This is a genomic window from Bacillus cereus group sp. BfR-BA-01522 (assembly GCF_022662635.1).
Lineage (GTDB): Bacteria > Bacillota > Bacilli > Bacillales > Bacillaceae_G > Bacillus_A > Bacillus_A cytotoxicus.
This window is the reverse complement of record NZ_JAKUDY010000006.1, coordinates 18,411-39,752: the sequence shown is the minus strand read 5'-3', so window position 1 is coordinate 39,752 and position 21,342 is coordinate 18,411. Positions and strand designations below refer to the sequence as shown.

The following is a 21,342-nucleotide window of genomic DNA, read 5'->3' as shown; positions in this document are numbered from 1 at the left end:
GATTCACCCTATTTTTGAGAAAATACTTCTTGATATACTGGATTTAGACGAAGGTCTTGTGTGTGTGCTGCAACACCGATAAATTTTGACTCCAATTCTTCTAAAGTTGTTCCATAGGAAGTTTTTAAGGCACTCCAACGCTGCGAAAGAGTCGGGGCAATTTGCAACTTTCTTTTTTTTATTTGATCATTCCATGGACTAAAATAAAACTTTAGCACAAGGGCGGGCAAGGTATACAATTCAAATGGATAAGCGGATGAATGCCTCCCTGGTGTATAGTATCCCTTTTTATAGTTATGAATTAATCTCCAACTCTTGGTAAGATATGGATCATGTGGAAAATATCCATGAAACCTCTGTTTCACTAGAGGTTTAGAATACCTTGGATTAGAATAATAATTATTTAAAGGATCCACCATTAAAATCATTCGAATCGCATACATTCTTTTTTGCAGCTCATTTAATGAATGAAAGAAGCTTGTTTTATTTTGACAACAAAGAAATTCTGTAGTGTTTAAAGTCATCTTCCAACCGTTCACTTCACTTTCAATATCCATAACTTCATTATCAACTTGTTCTGCATCAAACTCAGGTACCTTTGAAGTTCTCACTTCCCAGTCTGGTGCAAATATTTTACACATTTCTACCGATCGATCTGTAGAACCCCTATTAATTAAAATCCCATGATTAAAGATCTGTTTATGATGCATTAACCACCAAGGTAGCAAGTATTCTTCATTATAAAAGTGAGAGATTAAAGTTGCAATAATATCCCCCTCCTAAACGATTCTTTACTACCATATATAAGCAACCGTTTTGTCCATTATGAGAAGATTAAATATTTTTCGTTATAAAACTCTCCGTAAAGCCATATGTTATTATTGCAGATTGTTTTCCAGGGATGTCATACAACTTCCTTGTTTTCAGTAACCAATTTTGGTTACTTTTTTCATGCAAATTATCATGTGTTTTATTCATAGACCTGTTATCACTTCATATAATAATTGTTGATATGGCCATTAAAAAATACCTTTTAAACTGGGGGATTTCAGATATGAAAGCTGTAATTCTTGCTGGTGGATATGGTACTCGAATTGGTGAAGAAACACATTTGAAACCAAAGCCGATGATTGAAATTGGCACAAAGCCCATTCTCTGGCATATTATGCGTTTATTTCATTATTATGGAATTACTGAGTTTATTATTTGTTTAGGATATAAAGGCTATGCTATTAAAGAATTTTTTCTGAATTACAATTTACACATGTCTGATTTCACAATTCATTTAAAAGATAATACCATTACGAATCATTTTCATCATATAGAACCATGGCAGATTACACTCATTGATACGGGAGAAAACACTCAAACTGCTGGGCGGGTAAAAAGAATACAAAAATATATAGACGAGGATTCTTTTTTCCTCACTTACGGCGATGGATTAAGTAATGTAAATTTAAAAAAACTTGCTGAATTTCATAAAAAGCACGGAAAAATCGCCACCGTAACTGCAGTGCAACCTCCTGGTAGATTCGGTTCTCTCATTATGAATGGCACATCTGTCTCAGCTTTTAAAGAAAAACCACTAGGAGATGGGAACTGGATAAACGGGGGGTTCTTCGTTTTAAATACAGATGTTTTCAACTATATTAAAGATGATACATCTGTATTTGAAACCGATACTCTCGTACAGTTAGCTGCTAAAAATGAACTCGAAGCATATCGACATACAGGCTTTTGGCATCCGATGGACACACTTCGTGATAAGAAAAAATTAGTAGAGTTGTGGGAAAGTAACTATGCTCCATGGAAGGTTTGGTAAAATGCACTCTTCAAATTTTTGGCATAAGAAAAAAGTATTTATTACTGGGCACACTGGCTTTAAAGGAACTTGGCTAACACTTTTTTTACATTCTTTAGGCGCAGAAATAACCGGCTACTCTTCTCCTCCCTCCTCAACACCATATTTATTCGAACAATCGAACGCTATGAAAAAATGCCGTTCATTTACAGGGGATATTACAGATTACGATTCTTTATTACAAGTCATAAAACAAAATAAACCAAATATTATTTTTCACCTAGCGGCACAGCCGATTGTCACTGCTTCATACAAAAATCCAATTGATACATTTAAAGTAAATGTTTTAGGTACAGCGCACGTATTAGAAGCCGCAAAACATGTTGACAGCGTACAGGTTATGATTAATGTTACTAGTGATAAGTGTTATGAAAACGACGGGACAGGCAATCGAGCATTTAAAGAGAGCGATCGGTTAGGTGGGCATGATCCCTATAGCGCTAGTAAGGCTTGCGCTGAATTAGTAGCACTTTCCTATCAAAAGTCTTTCTTTGAGTATTCCCCCAAACTTGCCTCTGTAAGAGCCGGAAACGTAATTGGTGGCGGAGACTGGGCAGAAGACCGATTACTTCCAGATATTATTCGTTCCTATTTACATGGTGCAACATTAAACATTAGAAATCCTCATGCAATTCGTCCCTGGCAGCATGTATTAGATCCTCTACACGGATATATCCTTTTAGCAGAGAAGCTTTGGGATAATGATCAATATATTGATGCTTGGAATTTTGGGCCAAATAATCAAACTCACATAACAGTTCATGAACTTATTCAATCTGTAATTAAGCTTTGGGATAAACCATTAAACATACTGCTCCCTACTACTCTACAACCTTATGAAGCCCCCATCTTAACACTTGATAGTACAAAGGCGATGTCTGAACTTGGTTGGTCTCCAAAACTACCGATAGAAGACTCTATTTCTTGGACCGTCGAATGGTACAAAAAATATGCATGTGGTGAAAACATAGAATCCTTTACAAACGATCAAATAGATGCATTTAAAAAATTATAGGGAGGCTATACAATGAATCAGAAAAAATGTCGCTTTTGTCACACATTACTAAAGTACACTTTTTTAGATTTAGGTGTTTCCCCCCTCGCAAATTCATTTATAACCTCAGAACATGCACACAAAATGGAATCTTTCTATCCATTGCATACGTTCGTTTGTCATAATTGTTTACTTGTCCAACTAGATGAATTCGAATCCCCACAAAATATTTTTCATGATTATTTATACTTTAGCTCTTACTCCTCAAGTTGGCTATTGCATGCGAAACAATACGTAGAAATGGCAATGGGACGATTCAAATTAACTAAAGACTCACAAGTCATTGAAATTGCAAGCAATGATGGATACTTACTCCAATATTTTCAAAAAGAAAATATTCCAAGTTTAGGGATTGAACCTGCAAAAAATGTTGCCAATATTGCCATTCAAAAAGGAATCCCAACTAAAATAGAATTCTTTAGCAACAATGTAGCAAAACAATTAACAGACGAAAATTCCCAAGCTGATTTAATTATTGCAAATAACGTATTAGCTCACGTCCCTCATTTACACGATTTTATCGCCGGTTTAAAAACTTTATTGAAGCCAAATGGCAGTATAACGATTGAATTCCCACACTTATTAAATCTCATATCTTTAAAACAATTTGACACAATTTATCACGAACACTTCTCCTATTTTTCACTCATATGTCTTCAAAAGATCTTCTCTCACCATAACTTGCAAATTATAGATGCAGAGGAACTCCCCACACATGGTGGTTCATTACGTTTATTTATACAGCATATCAACAGAGATACAAAAATAAGTGAAAACGTATCAAATATTATGCAAAAAGAAATGGATTACGGTTTAGATAAACTAGATTCCTATCTTCTTTTCGCTAAAGAAGTGAAACAATTAAAAATGGATATTTTAAAATTTTTTATTGACGTACACTCTTTAAATAAACAAATTATCGGTTATGGTGCCCCCGCGAAAGGGAATACTCTATTAAATTATTGCGGCATCGGGAAAGAATTTCTTCCTTATACTGTCGATAAAAACCCTTATAAACAAAATCTATTTTTGCCAGGGACTCGCATCCCCGTAAAATCAATAGAAGAAATCATACGCACAAAACCAGATTATATTTTCATATTACCGTGGAATTTAAAAGAAGAGATTATGAAAGAATGCTCATTTATAAAGGAATGGGGTGGGAAGTTTGTTGTGGCAATTCCTAAAGTTGAAGTGATTAAATCATGAAAAAAGTCCTTGTAACGGGTGGGAATGGTTGGATTGGTAAATATGTAGTACATTTCCTTGTACAAATGGGCTATGAAGTTCACGCAACTTACAATAAAAATAAACCACCTCAGCAACTTATTTGTCATTGGCACAAAGTAAATTTACTTTGTGATGAAGAAATAAAAAAACTCATATTCCATCTTCAACCGAGTCATCTTGTTCTTTTAGCTTGGGAGGCTGTACCACCAAAATGTTATGAATCTATTAACAATTTTTATTGGTTACAATCTAGTATTACATTAATCCAACATTTCTCATATTGTGGTGGCCAAAGAATTGTCGTTGCTGGCACAGGTGCAGAATATCAATGGATAAACGGTGTATTATATGAAGATTCTAAACTTCTATGTTATAAAAACCCTTATTCTTTATGCAAAAATGCATTACATTCTTGGTTACAATCATACGCTAAGCAAACAAATCTCAGTGTATGTTGGAGCCGAATTTTCCATTTATACGGCCCTCATGAACAGGGGAATCGCCTTATTTCTCACATTATTACTTCCTTATTAAAAAACAAAGAAGCTTTATGTACACACGGAGAACAATCTCGAGATTTCCTCCATGTAAGCGATGTTGCTAACGCCCTTGTATCACTATTACATTCTCAAATTACAGGCACTGTTAACATAGCTTCTGGCCACTCTATTCAAATTAAAGAAATTGCGAATATAATCGCAAACAAAATGAATAAAGAACATTTAATTAAGTTAGGTGCAATTCCTTTTTCAAAAGATGAACCTTTATTTATCGGCGTAAATGTTACACGTTTAAAATATGAACTAAACTGGAAACCATCATATGATATTCATTCCGGTATTGAAGAAACAATCGTATGGTGGAAAAATAACGATTCAAAAACATAACGGTAGGTCTCATATAATAAGCCTTGTACATGAACATTACTTTGCTCGTCAATAAAGTGATTTCCCACTACAAATGTTCCTTTGTTCCCATACTAATCACACTCAAATACCGCCCTATCAAAATACATAAGATAAATGCCAATTAACAAAAAAAATAAAACTAACTAGCACTATACTTAAAAAGATGAAACTTATCATTTTTTCATCGTACTCATCCTCCTATTTCGTTTTCTTTCTTCGGCTCGTGATATACGGATACTATCATAAAACTCGATTTTGAAGAGCGGTGTGTTATAAAAAGAAAATTGGTTCTATAAGTGGTGAACAATCTAAACTTATAGAACCAATTTATAAATGATTGAAAGCTATTTTTAATGATATTTCATTCAAAAGTTTCCTTATCCCTGTTTACTCTTCACCTTCATTTATTCCTCATATATAAACTTCCCATACTCCTTCAAAAACCGCAGCTTTATCCCTCCAACAGGTCCATTTCGATGCTTTGCGCTTTGAATTTCTGTCATATCTTTATGCTCCGTTTCCTTATTGTAAGGATCTTCTCGGTACATCAGCATAATCAAGTCCACATCTTGTTCAATTTTCCCTGTCTCCCTTAAGTCACATAAAAACGGTCGTTTTCTTGCCGGGATTCTACTTCACGGGACAATTGTGACAGTGCGATTATACACACATTTAAATCACGTGCCATCCCTTTTAGTTTACGAGAGATTTCACTCATTTCTTGAAACCGATTTCCTCTATAATTTAAATCTCCTGTAATCAGCTGTAAGTAATCGATGATCACAAGTAACCTTTTCCTTCATACTTTCTCTTCAGCTTCCGCTTCTTCTACTTCACTCAGCTTTGTATAGCCCTTTCCATGCCACTCTCACAAAATCCCCTTCACATCAGCAATCGTTCGTTTATTATTTTCAAAAGCAATCTGGAGTGCCTTTAACACAAGCTCCTCCGATAAATCCGCCATCCACTCGCTCAATTCCTCCGCCACATAAGGCGATACACTGCCATTTCTATTCCTCCATTCCTTAATGAAACATATGTAACGAATCGTTCCATCATGTATATAGGAATCAACGAGGAAGTTTGGCGGGATAATTGTATATTTTTTCACAACTACTATTCTTCGAAGAAAGGCTTGTAGTCGCTTTATTTTTGATTTTGTTTCTTTTTAATGATTTATGTATGGCAGGGACTTAGAAAGGATTCTTATCATATAGTGAGCCCCTTAGGTTCATCAAAACAAATAAGATGGATACCATTTCCTAAACTCTTCCCATACAAACTCCGCCATATCTCGGTGCCCATCTTCATTCGGATGAATGCCGTCCGTCTTTGCAAAATAAGAAGAATTCACATCCTCTCTTTCATTCATGTACAGACGATAAAAATCGATATCATTCCATCCGTTTTCTCTCGCCATATGTTTTACATCACGAATAAATTGAGATTGCTTATTCTGAAACACTTGATAACCAGCGACGGGTTCCCCAACGCTTTGACGGTCGATCCCTTCCATATGGAGCGGAATAGGAATTCCGATAATCGGTGTAACATTATGATGAAGTGACTGTTTTACCATACTGTATATATTACCTAACATCATATTGATCGGCATATCCCACCATAAATCATTATGCCCCCCCATAATGATACAATGTGTAGCCTGAGCATTGATAACTTCATGATAAAAACGGCCGAGCATGCCCGCTGTTGTATCACCAGAAATCCCTCTATTTATGACTTCAAATGTTCCTAACTCCGCTAAAACCATGGGCCAAGATTTTTCTTTCTCAACACCCAATCCCTCTGTCAAACTATCTCCTATACATACAATTTTCATTCTCTTTCCTCCAATCCATAAGAATGCCCCTGTACTTGAAACCTAAAGAACTAGCAATAGTCAACGTCGGTGGTATAAAGGTAAAACTGACTGTCATGTAACCAATTGAAAAACTCGCTAAACAACGAAACGTATAAATACTAATGTCGGAAATCCAGTACAGTTAACAACCACATTGAAACGACTTGACAATCAAGGAAGAAAGTACAAGAATCGAGGAAATTTCCCTCCTATTCCCCTTCATACATTACCAATATTTTACCGTATTTTCATATCCCTTGTTACATATCAAAGGAACAAGCAAGATTACATTTTTTCTAAATCTAGGCATAAGCAAATTTTTGTCGTTCCCTTCATTCTTTTACAGAATAAAACTTAAGTTGAATTGTTTGAAAAATAATATCCGTTTAAGATATCGTTATTATAAGAAATGTCTTTCTATTTTGAATTATTAGTTTTAAAATGAAAGGGATTCAAAAAATGAATGAACCATCGGTATTCTCACTCATGGTTCATTGAACGGGTTAGGCACTTTCGCTTCTCTCAATTTATAAGTGCCCGTTCGTACAGGATGAAAAAAGGAGGAGATAACATGAATCAAAATGTAATCGTAACATGTGCAGTAACAGGAGCTGGAGAAACGACGAAAAAAAGCTCACACGTACCAGTTACCCCAAAAGAAATCGCACAAGCATCCATTGAAGCTGCGAAGGCCGGTGCCACAATCGCCCATATCCATGTACGTAATCCAAAAACGGGAGCGCTGAGTCATGATCTTACTTTATTTAGAGAAGTAGTGGAAAGAATTCGAGAATCCGATACAGATGTTATTTTAAATATTACAGCTGGCGGAGGCGGCGATTGGATTCCAAGCCAAGAGGATCCGACAATGGGCGGTCCTGGAACGGACATGCAAACACCGGAAGAGCGTCATGAGCCTGTAGAAGCTCTATTACCTGAAATCTGTACATTAGATTGCGGAAGTCTAAATTTTGGCGACCAACTTTACGTCAGTCCAACAGATTGGCTACGCAAGCAAGCGCTCCTCATTCAGAAAAGCGGTGTGAAGCCTGAACTAGAGTGCTTTGATACCGGTCATGTTCGCTTTGCGAAACAGTTAATGGAGGAAGGTCTTATCGATGGTGATCCGATGTTCCAATTTTGCCTCGGAATCCCATGGGGAGCAGAAGCGGATACAGAAACAATGCTGTATATGCGCGATAAACTTCCTGAAAATGCTCACTGGTCAGCATTTGGAATTGGACGGATGCAAATGCCAATGGCGATTCAATCCATCCTTCTAGGCGGAAATGTTCGCGTAGGACTGGAGGATAACCTTTATTTAGATAAAGGTGTGTTTGCAACAAATGCACAGTTAGTAGACCGCGTTGTCACGACCATGAGCGGATTAGGTGCTACACCAATGACACCAGAAGAAGCACGGAAACATCTAGGATTAAGAAATCCTTATGGAAAGGCGGAATAATTTGAGCTCAAATATGATTAAAAAAGTAACCGTTGTTGGGACAGGTGTTATTGGAAATGGATGGATTTCTCGTTTTCTATCACAAGGCTATGATGTCGTTGCAACTGACGTAGCAGAACATGCAGAAATACGTATAAGACAGAGTATAGAGAATGCTTGGCCTGCGCTTGAAAAACAAGGATTAGCAAAAGGAGCTTCTAAAGATAGACTCACGTTCGAACCAGATTTGGCAAAAGCCGTAGCAGATGCTGATTTAATTCAAGAAAATGTCCCTGAGCGAGAAGCGTTAAAAAGAAATGTTTTAGCTGAAATTGACCGTTTCGCTAAACCGGAAGCAATTATTGCCTCAAGTACTTCCGGACTAAAACCAAGTACGTTACAGGAAGATTGCCAACGACCTGAGCGCGTCATTGTTGCACATCCATTCAATCCCGTTTATTTAATTCCACTCGTAGAATTAGTTGGCGGAAAAAATACTTCTCCTGAAACGATAAAAGTTGCAGAGCAATTTTATCAATCTATTAATATGAAGCCACTTGTCATTTCAACAGAAGTGGAAGGTCATGTGGCTGACCGTCTTATGGAAGCAATATGGCGCGAAGCACTACATCTTATCAATGATGGTGTTGCCACAACAGAAGAAGTGGACGCCGCGATTATCTATGGCCCAGGATTGCGCTGGGCACTTATGGGACCGTTTCTAACCCTTCATCTTGCAGGTGGTGAACAAGGAATGAGACATATGCTGAAACAATTTGGTCCAGCCTTACAACTGCCATGGACGAAATTAGTCGCACCAAAACTAACTACCGACCTGACCAATCAAGTCATTGCAGGATGTGAAGCACAAACGACTGGACATTCCATAACAGAACTAGAACAACGTCGTGATGAATTCTTAATCGAACTGATCCAATTACTTGAGAAATATTGGCCAGGAGCAAACTTAAGCGGAAAGCTCTAACAGGAAAGGAGAAAATCAATTGCCTCAAATTGAAAACCCACTCTTAAAAGAAAACGTCCAAAAAGATTGGATCGACTATAATGGGCATATGACAGATGCGGCCTATGCCGTCGTCTTCAGTATGGCTGTAGATCAATTTATGATCGAATTAGGAATCCATGCTGATTTTCGTGATAAACATCAATATTCCATTTACACATTAGAAACACACCTTTGCTATCTAGCTGAGGCATATGAAGGACAAGCCCTACAAGTCAAAATCCAGCTGTTAGATTATGACACAAAACGATTGCATATCTTTTTCACAATGGAAAACGAACAAGGAGAGCCACTTGCAACGAGTGAACAAATGTTGATGGGGATAGATATGAACAAAGGCCGCCCTGCCCCTTTCCCGCCTGAGATTTACACACGTATTGAAAAACTTGGCGAATCGCATAAAAGTTTACAACCACCGAAACAAGCTGGAAGAACGATTGGTATTCGGAGAAAATAAGAGAAAAAGATGTGATCTCTTATCTTCAGTGTAGTGATTTATCCAAAGAATATAACGTATGTTGTAATTAGATTGCTCATTTATTTACTCTCTCTATTATAAAATAAAGGGGCTAGATATTCGTCGATTGAATCGGCGAATATCTAGCCAAGTGAAACCAAATGGAGTTTTTAGTGACTTCATTTCATACTGGACTGATCCCATTTTCATATTTACTAAGAGAACCGCACCAACAATCGTGAAAACAAAATAAATTTGTTTACACTAGCAATTACTTATGCTGTTTAAAATCGATTACCATACGACCTTGAATCTTACCTTGCTCCATTTCTTCGAATACATCTTGTACTTCATCTAATGAACAAGTTTGAACAACCGGCACTACTTTGCCTTCTGCACCGAACATAAATGCTTCTTCTAAGTCCTTACGAGTACCAACTAAAGAACCTACTACTTCAATTCCATCTAACACAAGTCGTGGAATGCTTAAATCCATAGTTTCTACTGGTAAACCTACCGCAACGACTTTACCGCAAGCACGGACTGCATCAACTGCTGAGTTGAAGGCCACTTTAGAAACTGCTGTTACTACAGCAGCATAAGCACCACCAAATGCCTCTTGAATTATCTTATCAGCAAGTCCTTGAGTAGTTGGATTGATTGTCATATCAGCACCAACCTTTTTAGCCAATGCTAATTTGTCGTCATTGATATCTACTGCAATAACCTTTGCACCAAATACATGTTTCGCATATTGGACAGCAAGGTTACCTAATCCACCACAACCGTAGATTACGATAGATTGGCCAGGTTTAATATCGGATACTTTAATCGCTTTATATGTAGTTACACCGGCACATGTGATAGATGATGCTTGAGCAGGATCTAATCCTTCTGGTACTTTTACCGCATAATCAGCAGTAACGATACATTGTTCAGCCATACCGCCATCTACTGTATAACCCGCATTCTTAACTTCACGACAAAATGTTTCTCTACCAGTTACGCAATATTCACAACGACCACAAGATTGGAACATCCATGCGATACTTACACGGTCACCAACCTGAAGCGAAGTAACATCATCTGCAATTTTCGTTACAATTCCTATGCCCTCGTGTCCAAGAATACGACCATCTGTGTTACCAAAGTCATGATTTGCAACGTGTAAGTCAGTATGACAAACTCCGCAATATTCTACATCTACTAACGCTTCGCCTGCGCGTAACGGACGTAATTCTTTTTCGATAACTTCAATGTTTGCTTTGCTGTTTTTATTAACCACTACTGCTTTCATATGCGATCTTCCTTTCATATTTTAGAATTTCAATGCGTCCATCTAACAACTTTTATCTACACCGCTATAACCAATACTTGTCCCAAATGTAAGGGCTACATTTCAATTACAGGTTAATCATAGCACAAGATTTTGCAAACAAATCGTTCAATATTGAACAAATTCTAAAATGTTTGTAGTTTCGGAATAATAATGAATTTCACAGACCTCTACTTTATAAAGCTTGATATAAGAGACTACATTTCTTTCTACTGCTTCCCCTTAATAAGAGAACCGCCACATTGTAAGAATCCGTTTTCATTCAATGATATTTCTCATCACTTTGAACTTTAGATCTCAAATCGTTCAATATAATTGGTTTTGCTTTTCATTCAACTGGCGCTTTATCTCCATTTTTGGATATTACCTTCGTTCCAAATTTCACATGTTTTTGGAATGCTGTTTTTAAAGCTTTAAAGTAATTTAACAGCCCTTGCTCATCGATTTGATTGTTAAAGATTCTATCATGTGTTTACTTCGTAAATTGTTCTGGTAAGACAAATTCCGCACTTTCCAATTTCAGCTCAACATTTTGTGTTTTTCCTGTATCCCAACTTCGTATACCTTATCCTCTTTTACTTCCGTCGCGCTACCACTTACAAAACCTACTGTAAAACTAGCGGCAAAACAAACACTCATAAACTGTTTAATCTTCATGCTGCATTTCCACCTTTCCCCTTAATCCCTTTATTTTTTCTTAACACTTCTATGTTTGTAGTGAAAATTCAAAAAATGCACATATCTTAATTTTCATTCGCATTAAAGATTAGTATTGGGGAATTATTTTTAAATAGAAAGCGAGGAATATTCGACACTTACAGAGAGGTTTCATTTTTTATGTTCTTAATCATGTACTCTCATAAAAAAATCTAACCCAACTGAAAACATATCGTTTCTTTCAGCCGGGTTTCTTCTTTAAGAATCTATACTGTTTTTTGCAACGTAATCTCAGGCTCTAGTTTTTCCTTTCCTTTATTTGTAACAACGCTGACAACAAACATGATTACTATGTTCACTACAAGAGCCGCTATGCCGACATCAATGTCTTTTATAAACTGCGGAGCTTGCGGAAAGAATGTTCCCATCGTCGCTTGTTTTATAGTGATATATGCAACGACAATGACGCCAGCTATAATCCCTGCAAAAGCACCTACTCTATTAATCGGATTCCTTTTCCATAAGCTACAAAACAGAGGTGGAAATAATTGTAATACAAAGCTATAAGCCATGATCAACAATGCAATAATGCTGCTTCCACCATAAAACGTAAAAAATACAGCGATTAGTGCAACAATCGGAACAAATATACGAGTTAATCGTCCAATTTGTGCATCCGTTGTATTTGGTCTCATTGTCCTATAAATATTCTTTGACAAAATGGTTGATGCTGTCAGTAATAACATAGAGCATGGAACAAGTGCTGTTAAAATACCTGCCGCTCCGATTACTCCGACTACCCACGGATCAAAGGTTGCTTTTGCAATTTTAAATAACGCCAAATCGGTATCTGCCCCTTGTAAGTTTGGAATTTGTAACAGGGCTGTGAAGCCAATAAATAAGATGAACACTAATATAATTTGGTACAGCGGTAAAATAGCAGCATTTTTTCGCAATGTCCGCTCATCCTTTGATGATAAACTAGCCCCGAAACATTGTGGCCACATATATTGTCCTAACCCGATCGTAATACAAGTAGAAATATACCACGATATACTGTACCCTTCTTTCGGAATCAGTAAGAACTCCGGTTTAGTTGCATCTAATGTTTCAAACATTGGCTTAATACCGCCGTAATAATGATAAGGTAAATAAATACCTAAAAATAAAATGACAATAAGCAGGAGAATATCTTTTAAGATGGCTGTGGATGCTGAACCGTGTATACCGGACAGTGAAACGAATATAGTGACGGCAATCATGCCAATCCAAACGGCTAAATTAGGGGAAACCATACCATATGAAGCTTCCGATACAATAATCTTAAGCCCCTTTAACTGTAAAACGATATAAGGAATCATGGAAACAATCCCAACGACCGCTACTAATAAACCTAGAGGTTTGCTATTATATTTTTTCGCAAAAAAGTCAGACTGCGTAAGAAGTGTATGTTTCTTTGCATAGCGCCAAATGGGGGGAAGAATCCAAAATGGGACAATATAACAAAATGCGTTAAAAATATAAATAATCGGCCCTCCCATTCGATAAGCCCCACCGCTTCCACCAAGAAATACATACGTCGTAAAAATTTCGCCAGCCATTAACACAAACATAATAACAGAACCAAAATTCCGATTCCCTACCGCCCATTGTTCCAGCTGCATTTCTCGCCCTTTACGAGCATGCATTCCTAAATAAAAGGTAAGTAAAAAAGTGCCTATCAATATAAATATAGCACTATTCATCAAGCTTCCCCTCCTCCTGCCGATCTTGAATAATGCTCATCACATATAAACAGACAGAAGTTAAAACTAGCCAGGCAGCCGCCCAAAATACAATGAAAGGTAAACCAAATACATATGGCTTCACTCTGTTTACAACAGTGAATGAACCAATAACAGGAAGCAATCCTAATATCCAAACGAACACTTTCTTCATGAAAAGCTCCTCCTCTTCAAAATGGACAAGACTCTTTCTAGTTATTTATTCTCTTCATACTGTGAATTTCATGAAAAAATAAAGTGAAACTTTAATCATTGGGGGGTTCTTCATCCCCACTGATTATGAGCCCTCACCAATCGGGCTGTTACGGTTACGGGCAGCCCTACTCCCCCCTATCTTCCTTACTTCTCTCTGAATCTTGAGGCGGGAGTCTTACTGCCCTAAAATAGCGGGATAAATAATAAAGTGAACCTTCCATCCGTCCGCCCCCATTAATAGTTGGCGATTACAAGCAGTTTTTCTTATCTATTTCAAACATTATGTGTTATAAATGGCAGGATAAAATACAACGTGATTTACGAACACTCATTTGAAAGCGCTTTTAAAAATACATTCAATAGATTCATTGTCTTTCTATAAAAAGAATGACATAAACTCGGCAAGAAATTTTTCATATCCCCTGCCGAGTATGGAAGCATCCCTCTCTACTTACACTCTTTCATGCGTTTGGGTAAGAATAAGAGATGTTAAAATCTCCACTATACGTTTTCCAACATCTGATGTAGAAGCAGTTCCCCCCATATCTGGTGTCAAAACTTTCCCTTCTACCAAAGTCTGTTCCAATGCATCTAATACTAATTTTCCGTAAGATTCATATCCGAAAAAATCGAGCATTTGGCTTGCTGACCATATTGCCGCCAAAGGATTGGCGATTTGTTGCCCTGCAATATCGGGCGCCGAACCATGAATTGGCTCAAACATCGATGGATACTGTCTTTCAGGATTAATATTCGCTCCTGCTGCCAAGCCTAAACCACCGGCAAGAGCCGCCCCTAAGTCCGTTAAAATATCACCAAATAAGTTCGATGTCACAACAACTTCAAACCGGTGCGGCTCTTTAATCATCAACATTGCAGCTGCATCTACTAAATAAGAAGCTGTTTTCACATCCGGATATTCTTTACTAATCTCTTCAAAAATTTGATCCCAAAAAACCATTGAATAATTCAGGGCATTTCCTTTACTAATGCTCGTTAAAGATTTCCTTTCCTTTCGAGCTATTTCAAATGCATAACGAATAATGCGCTCCGTTCCTTTACGAGAAAACACACTATTTTGTAAAACGACCTCATGTTCTTTCCCTTTATATAACCAATCGCCGGCACCCGCATACTCTCCTTCACTATTTTCCCGAATAAAGAGCATATCAATATCTTCACGCTTTACATCTTTTAACGGGCAAGGAGCACCTTTTAATAAAGTGACAGGACGTATATTTACATATTGATCGAAACTTTGACGAATTCTCAAAAGCAAATCCCAAAGCGAGATATAATCAGGTACTCCAGGAAATCCTACAGCACCTAAATAAATCGCATCAAATGCCTTAAGTTGTTCAATCCCATCATCATCCATCATTTTTCCATGCTTGGAATAAAATTCGCACCCCCATGGAAAATACGTAAATTCAAACTTAAATTGCTGACTTACATTTGCAATTGTTTGCAGTACTTTCACACCTTCATCCATTACCTCAGGACCAATTCCGTCTCCAGCAATAACAGCTACTTTCAATGTTTTCATGAAAAACCCTTCTTCCCCTTAAATTAACTACCGCATTCGTTTTGATTCCAAACAATTAATTTCAATTCTGTCATTTCTTCAACGGCATACTTTATTCCTTCTCTTCCTGTACCACTTTCTTTCACACCACCGTAAGGCATATGATCAACGCGGAATGTTGGAACATCGTTAATCATAACTGCCCCCACGTGCAATGCTTCCGCTGCTTTCAAAGCATGTGTTACGTTTTCTGTATAAATTCCTGCCTGGAGCCCATAACGCGAATCATTCACATAAGAAATAGCCTCATCTACAGATGCTACCTTATTTACTAACACAATAGGAGCAAATACTTCCTGACAAGACACCTTTAATTCCGGTGCAACATCCAACATAACCGTTGGCTCAAGTACTGTTCCTTGCATATTTCCACCTATCGCAACCTTAGCATTTTTTTGTTTTCCTTCTTCAATCCAGCTTAGAGAACGATCCGTATCTTCTGGTGAAATCAAAGCAGAAATATCTGTTTCTGAATCAAGCGGATCGCCTAGCTTTAGTCTTTTCGTTGCTTCTACAAACTTTGTAACAAACTCTTCGTATACTTCTTCATGAACATATGCTCTTTGCAGTGAAATACATACTTGCCCTTGATTAGAGAATGCCCCCATAACGCAGCGCTCTATGATACTATCAATATTTACACCCCGGTCAATAATAACGGCCGCATTGGAACCAAGCTCCAATGTTGTGCGTTTCAATCCAGCTTTATTGCGAATTCCAATTCCTACACTAGGACTTCCAGTAAAAGTAACCATACTGACCCTGTCATCCTCTACAATTGCGTCTCCTACCGTTCTTCCCGCCCCTGTCACAACATTGAATACACCATCTGGCAATCCCGCTTGTTGGAACAACTCAGCAATAAATAAAGCGGACAAAGGGGTTTGAGAAGCTGGTTTCAACACAATCGTATTACCTGCCGCAATAGCGGGCCCTACCTTATGAGCAACTAAATTCATAGGAAAATTAAACGGGGTAATCGCTCCAATCACACCAATCGGTTTTCGAACCGTATACCCGAATCTACCGCCCCCTCCAGATGCCGCATCAAACGGAATGGTTTCCCCATGAATTCTTTTCGCCTCTTCAGCCGCAAACTTATATGTCTCAATGGTACGTACTACTTCCGCTTTCGCAAAGACAATTGGTTTCGCCGCTTCTTGCGCAATCATTTCAGCTGCTTGATTTACTTGTTCCTTCAATAAGTTAACAACATTTTCTAAAATCTCAGCTCGTTGATATGCCGGCATATTGGCTATGACAGACTTTGCTTCATCAGCTACCGTAATAGCTTGCTTCACCTGCTCCCGACTTGCCACCGCAACTTCTGCAATCTTCTTCCTTGTATACGGTGAGTAAAGTGGAGCATACTCCTTTGTCTCCATTTGTTTTCCGTTAATGAACAAATGCTTTTTCAATTCTCCTTCTCCCCCAACCATTAAACATTATTTTTCTAAAGCCTCTAACACCATTTCATGAAACTGCACAACGGCTTGTTCAGATGAAGAGTAAATTCCTTTTTGAAATGCACGAGAACGAAAGCCAACTTGCTCCAGTTCGACAAGCTCGACATCTTCATTTCTCACTTGTTCTGCAAAAGCAACTAAATCCTTTTCCTCTTGTGTTAAATTTTCATCTCTAAAATAGTACGTATACACGCCTAATGTCGTCTCATGATCAATCGGAATCATTTGAATCGTCGCCATATTGCCAGGACCAGGATAAATTGTAATCATAAGATTTGGCCATAACCAATAGAAGCTGCCTCCTTGCATTTCCGCCTCATTTAAATTCACAGACCCGTAATTTTTGTTCGGCTTTACCATCGAACCTTGAACAGAATAATTCTCACACGTAATAATTTGATAATCCTTCATATCCAATGTCGCCACAAAACTCGGATGTGCAGTATGGCAGTGATCACATTCCAAATAATTATCAATAAAAGCCTTCCAATTTGCCTTAATGACTCGTTTTTTATCATGCGTTTTCTTCAATTCACTAAGAAACGAAAATTTACTTAATTTCTCAAAAAAGTCACCATACGATTCCATAAGAGGGGCAGCGTTATCATCTAAGTTTACAAAAATTAATGATTCTGCAATTTCCATTCGTACCGAACGTAAACAAGCACTCGCGACACAAGCCTGATCATCCCCTTTAAAATTAGGAGCCCGATTCAATTTACCGTCTAAATGAAAACTCCAGCCATGATACCCACATTGTAAAATTTTCTTCTGCCCTGCCTCATTTTTTTCTAACTTCGTTGCCCGGTGCGGACAAACATTATAAAATGCTCGCACAATCTCATCCTTACCTCGAATGACAAGAATGGGTTCCCCCGCTACTTCTGTCGTGAAGAAACTACCTGCATTTTCCACCTGACTCACATGACCAACAAGTTGCCATGATGTCGAAAAAATCTTATCTTTTTCTTCTCTTACAACTTCTGGATTTGTATACAAATCATACGGAAGCACTCTTTCAAATGTTCGGGTAGTAGCGTTTTGCACTTTATTGAACGCCATAATTGAAACCCCTTTCATTTTTGTTTTTTGCGAATATGTATCTTTTTTAATGCAAAATACATGCCAAATTTCATTTCATTATTCAACCTATCATTCTGCTATTCTTTCAAATTCTTCTTATAAAAAACGAAGTGAATGAAACTCACACGAGTTATTTTCGATTCACTTTACTAGTAAAACGAAAAGAGGCAATGCTTGAAAGCATTGCCTCTTTAGCACCTACATCGCATCTTTACAATATTTACGTATTAATTTAGAAGCTCTCGTCTGACTGATTGATAAATCAGCAGCTACCTTCCTTGTACTTCCAAACTTCTTATACGAGTTGACTACCATTTGCTCTTCCAATTCCCTTATTGCCGCATCTAATGCAGTTGGGCGCGAATAAAACTGTTTCGTCTCAGCAGCCTGAAGAATCATTTCCGGTAAATCAGATGATTGAATAACAGAGTCGCTTGTCACCACTAATCGTTCGATTACATTTTCAAGCTGTCGCACATTTCCAGGCCACAAATATCTACTAATCATATCGAGCACATCTTGCGAAACAATGCGATTCACTTGATATTTTTTATTAAATTTATTTAAAAAATAATATGTTAAAGAAATCGCATCTTCCATTCGTTCCCTTAATGGTGGTAACTTTATATCAATAACATTAAGCCGGTAGTATAAATCCTCTCTAAACTGTTTCTGTTGCACCATTTCATACAAATTTTGATTCGTCGCAGCAATAATACGAACATCTACTTTTTTTAGATTTCTTCCTCCGACAGGAATAAATTGTCGCTCTTGAATCACTTGTAAAATCTTTGCTTGAACTTTCAAAGAAATTTCGCCAATTTCATCTAAAAAAATTGTCCCATGATTAGCCGTTTCAAAAAGTCCCACTTGTCCGCTTCTTTTCGCTCCTGTAAATGCCCCTTTAGAATATCCAAATAGCTCGGACTCCAAAAGTTCTTCCGGGATAGCCGCACAATTGACAGTTAAAAACGGTCCTTTTCTCCGCTTGCTCATTTGATGAATATAATTCGCCAATACCCCCTTTCCCGTTCCTGACTCCCCTTGAATCAACACCGTCGTATCCGTAGAAGCAACCTTCTCACAAAATTTGATTAAGTTTTTCATTTTTTCATTATTTGTAAGGATCGTTTGTCCAAATAAATTGTCATCATGTGAATGCTCCATTTCTTGCTCTACTGGGGCCATGATAATTGTTTTATAATTTTGCTCACGAGCTGTCGTCACAACAAGCTCAATTTCATTTTCCTTATTCAAAATAGGTATAGCTGTTGTAATTAACTCCCCGCCAATATAAGTCGTTTGCTTAATCGTTACAGGCTTCTTTTCTTTAAAAACAATCGGAACAATGGACGGCTTCCAATAGTTATTCAACACAAATTCCTCATTCAGCCGTCCGATTACTTCACTCGGCTTTAACCCATAATGTCTTTCGCAAACTTTATTCACATAAACAATACGCGTATCCTTATCTAAAACATAAATCTCATCCGATGAATGATCTAATATATTCATCAAAACATCAGCCGTCACCTCTACTGTGTAATCGGTCCCTCTCTCCTTTTGCATCATTCATCACCTTCCCCCTGTTTAATAAAAATGTTTTAGAAAATTTAGATTAATTAAAATATTAAACAAGTTGATTATAACTCAATTTGAATGACTTACAAAGTGGGAAGTATTATTTTTGAGGGATTACGGTGAGGGATATAAACTTATTGTTAAAACATTTCATAACGAGCTACATCATGAACTTAATATTTAATACACGATAAAGGAGTTAAAACAAAATGTAGATTGAGATCATATTTCTCAATCTACATTTACACCAGGATCCAATGCATAAAATGTAGTTATCCAGTCAAAAAACGCCCCTATGTGCATAACCATCAACTTAAAAAAAGTGCGGCGTGTATTTTTTTTAGATAAATCTACACCATATAAGCACATTTCAACTCACTCATTTCTTTTCCCTGTTTCTCCCATAAAAGCCTTCGCATTTGATAAGTAACGCTTGCGACTAAACATAAACGCAAGAGTTGGCCATACAAATGACATTGAAATCGTTCTAGTTTTATTCTTTTACTTACATGAATACGAAATATAGATTTCCATGTTTTAAATAGAATTTCTATTTGCCATCGTAATGAATAAAAAGCATACACCTCTGTGGCTGGCAGTTTCTCTGACGAAGTGTTGGTAACTAATAGATTTACTTTGTTCGCAGACTTTGGCATTTTCTTTTTCATTTTTTCATGATGTTCCAAGCGCTTCTCCCATTCATTCTGCTTTAAACGATATAAGAGAAGGCGAGTTCGATGCTTGTACTTTAATCCGATATATACCTCTGGCAATTCTAGCGTTTCTCCTTCTTCTAAATTCTTCGTTAAGGATTCTATATGTAATAAAATCCAATTTCCAGCTTCTCCTTTTTGGTACACTTGCGTATTCCAACGAATCCTAGATATATAGTAAGCTTTGCACTGTGCGATATTCTCTAAATCACCAATATCATGATACCCAAGATCGCGAAGTACGAGGTCTTGAGCTTGCAGAGTTTTCGTGCGTTCTTGTCCATATTTTGCATCGTTGCTAGTTGCATGGTCTGCGGTCATTCCTAAAAATTCTCCCGATAGTAGTTCGTATTCCAATTGAATTTTTACACCTGATTCAGATCCTCCACCGCCAAATCCTTTAAAAACTTTCGCATAGGAAGACGGGAGCTGAAAAGATGTCGAATCCAAAATGCGAATTCGTGTAAAGCGACTGGCTAGCGATTGTGTGGGCCAATTTTTTTGCTGGAAGACATATAGAAATAACTCTTTGAGAAAAGTTACAGTTCTCTCGTTCCAACGCTTATTAAGTGCATCCGCTGAGGTGCATGTACCGGTGGCCTCATTTCATTTTGTACAAAGACTAACTAAAGACTCGGAACTGATTGTTTGTCCTAAAAATACACAGAGTGATACAAGGTTCTGTACCTAAAATTTTCGTTTTCGTTGAATCATACCTGTTTGATACGCAAGCTCTTGTAGGTGATGAATAGAGAATTTATTTCGAAATTCTTCACCAAGCATGCGTAACTCCTCAACTGGTGTGTCATTGTTTATAGTCATAAATTAAAACACCCTTTCATGCAGTACTGCATGAAAGGGTGTCCTAATTTCATTATTTTATTCGTTTTCTTAAGTTGATGGCTATGACCCTATAGAACAGACTTTTTTCAAAATGTCTATTCTATAGGGTACATTTTAAATTGAGGATGCCTTTTCATCACTATATATTCTTCATTTCTCCCTTTAAATATTGCCCTTCTTCCTTTGTTAGCAAAGGAAATTTGTGGTATACCAGTACTCTAAATGATTTCTTCTATATCCATCTTAAAAAAAATACCCAC

Annotated in this window: 18 protein-coding genes and 4 pseudogenes; 7 read left to right on the top strand and 15 right to left on the bottom strand. The window is 37.3% G+C overall.

The annotated features are described in order from the left end of the window. Positions 1 to 8 precede the first annotated feature (8 nt). A complete protein-coding gene (locus MR059_RS10535; RefSeq protein WP_087094582.1) occupies positions 9 to 770 on the bottom strand; it encodes a glycosyltransferase family 2 protein in 762 nt (253 codons plus the stop codon). Between the two features lie 284 nt (positions 771 to 1,054). Between MR059_RS10535 and rfbF the strand changes: the two genes are divergently transcribed. The 4 genes and pseudogenes from rfbF to MR059_RS10515 all read left to right on the top strand — a co-directional run bounded on the left by rfbF (position 1,055) and on the right by MR059_RS10515 (position 5,087). Beyond that, entirely contained in the window at positions 1,055 to 1,822 is a 768-nt protein-coding gene (rfbF, locus tag MR059_RS10530) for a glucose-1-phosphate cytidylyltransferase (RefSeq protein ID WP_011983871.1), read from the top strand. Position 1,823: 1 nt separating this feature from the next. Next, positions 1,824 to 2,876 (top strand): CDP-glucose 4,6-dehydratase, encoded by a 1,053-nt coding sequence (rfbG, locus tag MR059_RS10525; RefSeq protein ID WP_041809492.1) that lies wholly within the window; start codon positions 1,824 to 1,826, stop codon positions 2,874 to 2,876. Positions 2,877 to 2,888: 12 nt separating this feature from the next. Then, complete coding sequence (locus tag MR059_RS10520; RefSeq protein WP_011983869.1) at positions 2,889 to 4,124, top strand: class I SAM-dependent methyltransferase; 1,236 nt, start codon at positions 2,889 to 2,891, stop codon at positions 4,122 to 4,124. Continuing rightward, positions 4,121 to 5,087, top strand: a pseudogene (locus MR059_RS10515) (NAD-dependent epimerase/dehydratase family protein). Before MR059_RS10520 ends, MR059_RS10515 begins: the two are co-directional and overlap by 4 nt. A gap of 370 nt (positions 5,088 to 5,457) precedes the next feature. On the opposite strand, the pseudogene MR059_RS10510 reads toward MR059_RS10515, so the two are convergent. The 3 genes and pseudogenes from MR059_RS10510 to MR059_RS10500 all read right to left on the bottom strand — a co-directional run. Next, positions 5,458 to 5,875 (bottom strand): annotated as a pseudogene (locus MR059_RS10510) (DnaB-like helicase C-terminal domain-containing protein); the annotation flags it as partial. A gap of 49 nt (positions 5,876 to 5,924) precedes the next feature. Beyond that, positions 5,925 to 6,116, bottom strand: a pseudogene (locus tag MR059_RS10505) (DnaD domain protein); the annotation flags it as partial. A 171-nt stretch (positions 6,117 to 6,287) separates the two neighbouring features. Further along, positions 6,288 to 6,893 carry an SGNH/GDSL hydrolase family protein gene (locus MR059_RS10500; protein ID WP_011983866.1) on the bottom strand — a complete coding sequence of 202 codons (606 nt, stop codon included), beginning with the start codon at positions 6,891 to 6,893 and terminating at the stop codon, positions 6,288 to 6,290. A gap of 592 nt (positions 6,894 to 7,485) precedes the next feature. Between MR059_RS10500 and MR059_RS10495 the strand changes: the two genes are divergently transcribed. The 3 genes from MR059_RS10495 to MR059_RS10485 are packed head-to-tail and all read left to right on the top strand — an operon-like array spanning position 7,486 to position 9,839. Further along, positions 7,486 to 8,379, top strand: a complete 894-nt coding sequence (locus tag MR059_RS10495; RefSeq protein ID WP_011983865.1) for a beta-keto acid cleavage family enzyme — start codon at positions 7,486 to 7,488, stop codon at positions 8,377 to 8,379. Then, positions 8,363 to 9,343, top strand: coding sequence for an L-carnitine dehydrogenase (locus MR059_RS10490; RefSeq protein ID WP_011983864.1), 981 nt, complete (start codon positions 8,363 to 8,365; stop codon positions 9,341 to 9,343). The genes MR059_RS10495 and MR059_RS10490 overlap by 17 nt, the downstream gene beginning before the upstream one ends. A gap of 19 nt (positions 9,344 to 9,362) precedes the next feature. Further along, positions 9,363 to 9,839, top strand: a complete 477-nt coding sequence (locus MR059_RS10485) for a thioesterase family protein (protein ID WP_011983863.1) — start codon at positions 9,363 to 9,365, stop codon at positions 9,837 to 9,839. Positions 9,840 to 10,110: 271 nt separating this feature from the next. Here MR059_RS10485 and adhP read toward each other — a convergent pair whose 3' ends face one another. The 11 genes and pseudogenes from adhP to MR059_RS21805 form a co-directional block, all read right to left on the bottom strand. Then, a complete protein-coding gene (gene adhP, locus MR059_RS10480) occupies positions 10,111 to 11,136 on the bottom strand; it encodes an alcohol dehydrogenase AdhP (protein ID WP_011983862.1) in 1,026 nt (341 codons plus the stop codon). 367 nt (positions 11,137 to 11,503) lie between these two features. Then, positions 11,504 to 11,605 (bottom strand): DUF5105 domain-containing protein, encoded by a 102-nt coding sequence (locus MR059_RS10475; protein ID WP_235436380.1) that lies wholly within the window; start codon positions 11,603 to 11,605, stop codon positions 11,504 to 11,506. 89 nt (positions 11,606 to 11,694) lie between these two features. Further along, positions 11,695 to 11,832: a hypothetical protein gene (locus tag MR059_RS10470; RefSeq protein ID WP_237701319.1), complete on the bottom strand. Its 138-nt coding sequence runs from the start codon at positions 11,830 to 11,832 to the stop codon at positions 11,695 to 11,697. 266 nt (positions 11,833 to 12,098) lie between these two features. Continuing rightward, a complete protein-coding gene (locus tag MR059_RS10465) occupies positions 12,099 to 13,577 on the bottom strand; it encodes a sodium:solute symporter family protein (protein WP_011983861.1) in 1,479 nt (492 codons plus the stop codon). Continuing rightward, the gene (locus MR059_RS10460; RefSeq protein ID WP_011983860.1) at positions 13,570 to 13,770 is read right to left on the bottom strand and encodes a DUF3311 domain-containing protein; all 201 of its coding nucleotides are present in this window, start codon (positions 13,768 to 13,770) and stop codon (positions 13,570 to 13,572) included. Before MR059_RS10460 ends, MR059_RS10465 begins: the two co-directional genes overlap by 8 nt. A gap of 492 nt (positions 13,771 to 14,262) precedes the next feature. After that, entirely contained in the window at positions 14,263 to 15,357 is a 1,095-nt protein-coding gene (locus MR059_RS10455) for a tartrate dehydrogenase (RefSeq protein ID WP_011983859.1), read from the bottom strand. A 23-nt stretch (positions 15,358 to 15,380) separates the two neighbouring features. Next, positions 15,381 to 16,835 (bottom strand): aldehyde dehydrogenase family protein, encoded by a 1,455-nt coding sequence (locus MR059_RS10450; RefSeq protein ID WP_011983858.1) that lies wholly within the window; start codon positions 16,833 to 16,835, stop codon positions 15,381 to 15,383. Between the two features lie 6 nt (positions 16,836 to 16,841). Continuing rightward, the gene (locus MR059_RS10445; protein WP_011983857.1) at positions 16,842 to 17,924 is read right to left on the bottom strand and encodes an aromatic ring-hydroxylating oxygenase subunit alpha; all 1,083 of its coding nucleotides are present in this window, start codon (positions 17,922 to 17,924) and stop codon (positions 16,842 to 16,844) included. A 219-nt stretch (positions 17,925 to 18,143) separates the two neighbouring features. Beyond that, a complete protein-coding gene (locus MR059_RS10440; RefSeq protein ID WP_011983856.1) occupies positions 18,144 to 19,517 on the bottom strand; it encodes a sigma-54 interaction domain-containing protein in 1,374 nt (457 codons plus the stop codon). A 359-nt stretch (positions 19,518 to 19,876) separates the two neighbouring features. Further along, a pseudogene (locus MR059_RS10435) lies at positions 19,877 to 20,812 on the bottom strand (IS4 family transposase); the annotation flags it as partial. Positions 20,813 to 20,926: 114 nt separating this feature from the next. Beyond that, positions 20,927 to 21,061: a hypothetical protein gene (locus MR059_RS21805; protein WP_011983854.1), complete on the bottom strand. Its 135-nt coding sequence runs from the start codon at positions 21,059 to 21,061 to the stop codon at positions 20,927 to 20,929. Positions 21,062 to 21,342: the final 281 nt, after the last annotated feature.

Coding starts and splice junctions, on each gene's coding strand:
- MR059_RS10450 (WP_011983858.1), bottom strand. CDS start 16,835: ATGGTTGGGGGAGAAGGAGAATTGAAAAAGCATTTGTTCATTAACGGA.
- MR059_RS10470 (WP_237701319.1), bottom strand. CDS start 11,832: ATGAAGATTAAACAGTTTATGAGTGTTTGTTTTGCCGCTAGTTTTACA.
- MR059_RS10445 (WP_011983857.1), bottom strand. CDS start 17,924: ATGGCGTTCAATAAAGTGCAAAACGCTACTACCCGAACATTTGAAAGA.
- MR059_RS10455 (WP_011983859.1), bottom strand. CDS start 15,357: ATGAAAACATTGAAAGTAGCTGTTATTGCTGGAGACGGAATTGGTCCT.
- rfbG (WP_041809492.1), top strand. CDS start 1,824: ATGCACTCTTCAAATTTTTGGCATAAGAAAAAAGTATTTATTACTGGG.
- MR059_RS10490 (WP_011983864.1), top strand. CDS start 8,363: ATGGAAAGGCGGAATAATTTGAGCTCAAATATGATTAAAAAAGTAACC.
- rfbF (WP_011983871.1), top strand. CDS start 1,055: ATGAAAGCTGTAATTCTTGCTGGTGGATATGGTACTCGAATTGGTGAA.
- MR059_RS10500 (WP_011983866.1), bottom strand. CDS start 6,893: ATGAAAATTGTATGTATAGGAGATAGTTTGACAGAGGGATTGGGTGTT.
- MR059_RS10440 (WP_011983856.1), bottom strand. CDS start 19,517: ATGATGCAAAAGGAGAGAGGGACCGATTACACAGTAGAGGTGACGGCT.
- MR059_RS10465 (WP_011983861.1), bottom strand. CDS start 13,577: ATGAATAGTGCTATATTTATATTGATAGGCACTTTTTTACTTACCTTT.
- adhP (WP_011983862.1), bottom strand. CDS start 11,136: ATGAAAGCAGTAGTGGTTAATAAAAACAGCAAAGCAAACATTGAAGTT.
- MR059_RS10460 (WP_011983860.1), bottom strand. CDS start 13,770: ATGAAGAAAGTGTTCGTTTGGATATTAGGATTGCTTCCTGTTATTGGT.
- MR059_RS10495 (WP_011983865.1), top strand. CDS start 7,486: ATGAATCAAAATGTAATCGTAACATGTGCAGTAACAGGAGCTGGAGAA.
- MR059_RS10520 (WP_011983869.1), top strand. CDS start 2,889: ATGAATCAGAAAAAATGTCGCTTTTGTCACACATTACTAAAGTACACT.
- MR059_RS21805 (WP_011983854.1), bottom strand. CDS start 21,061: ATGACTATAAACAATGACACACCAGTTGAGGAGTTACGCATGCTTGGT.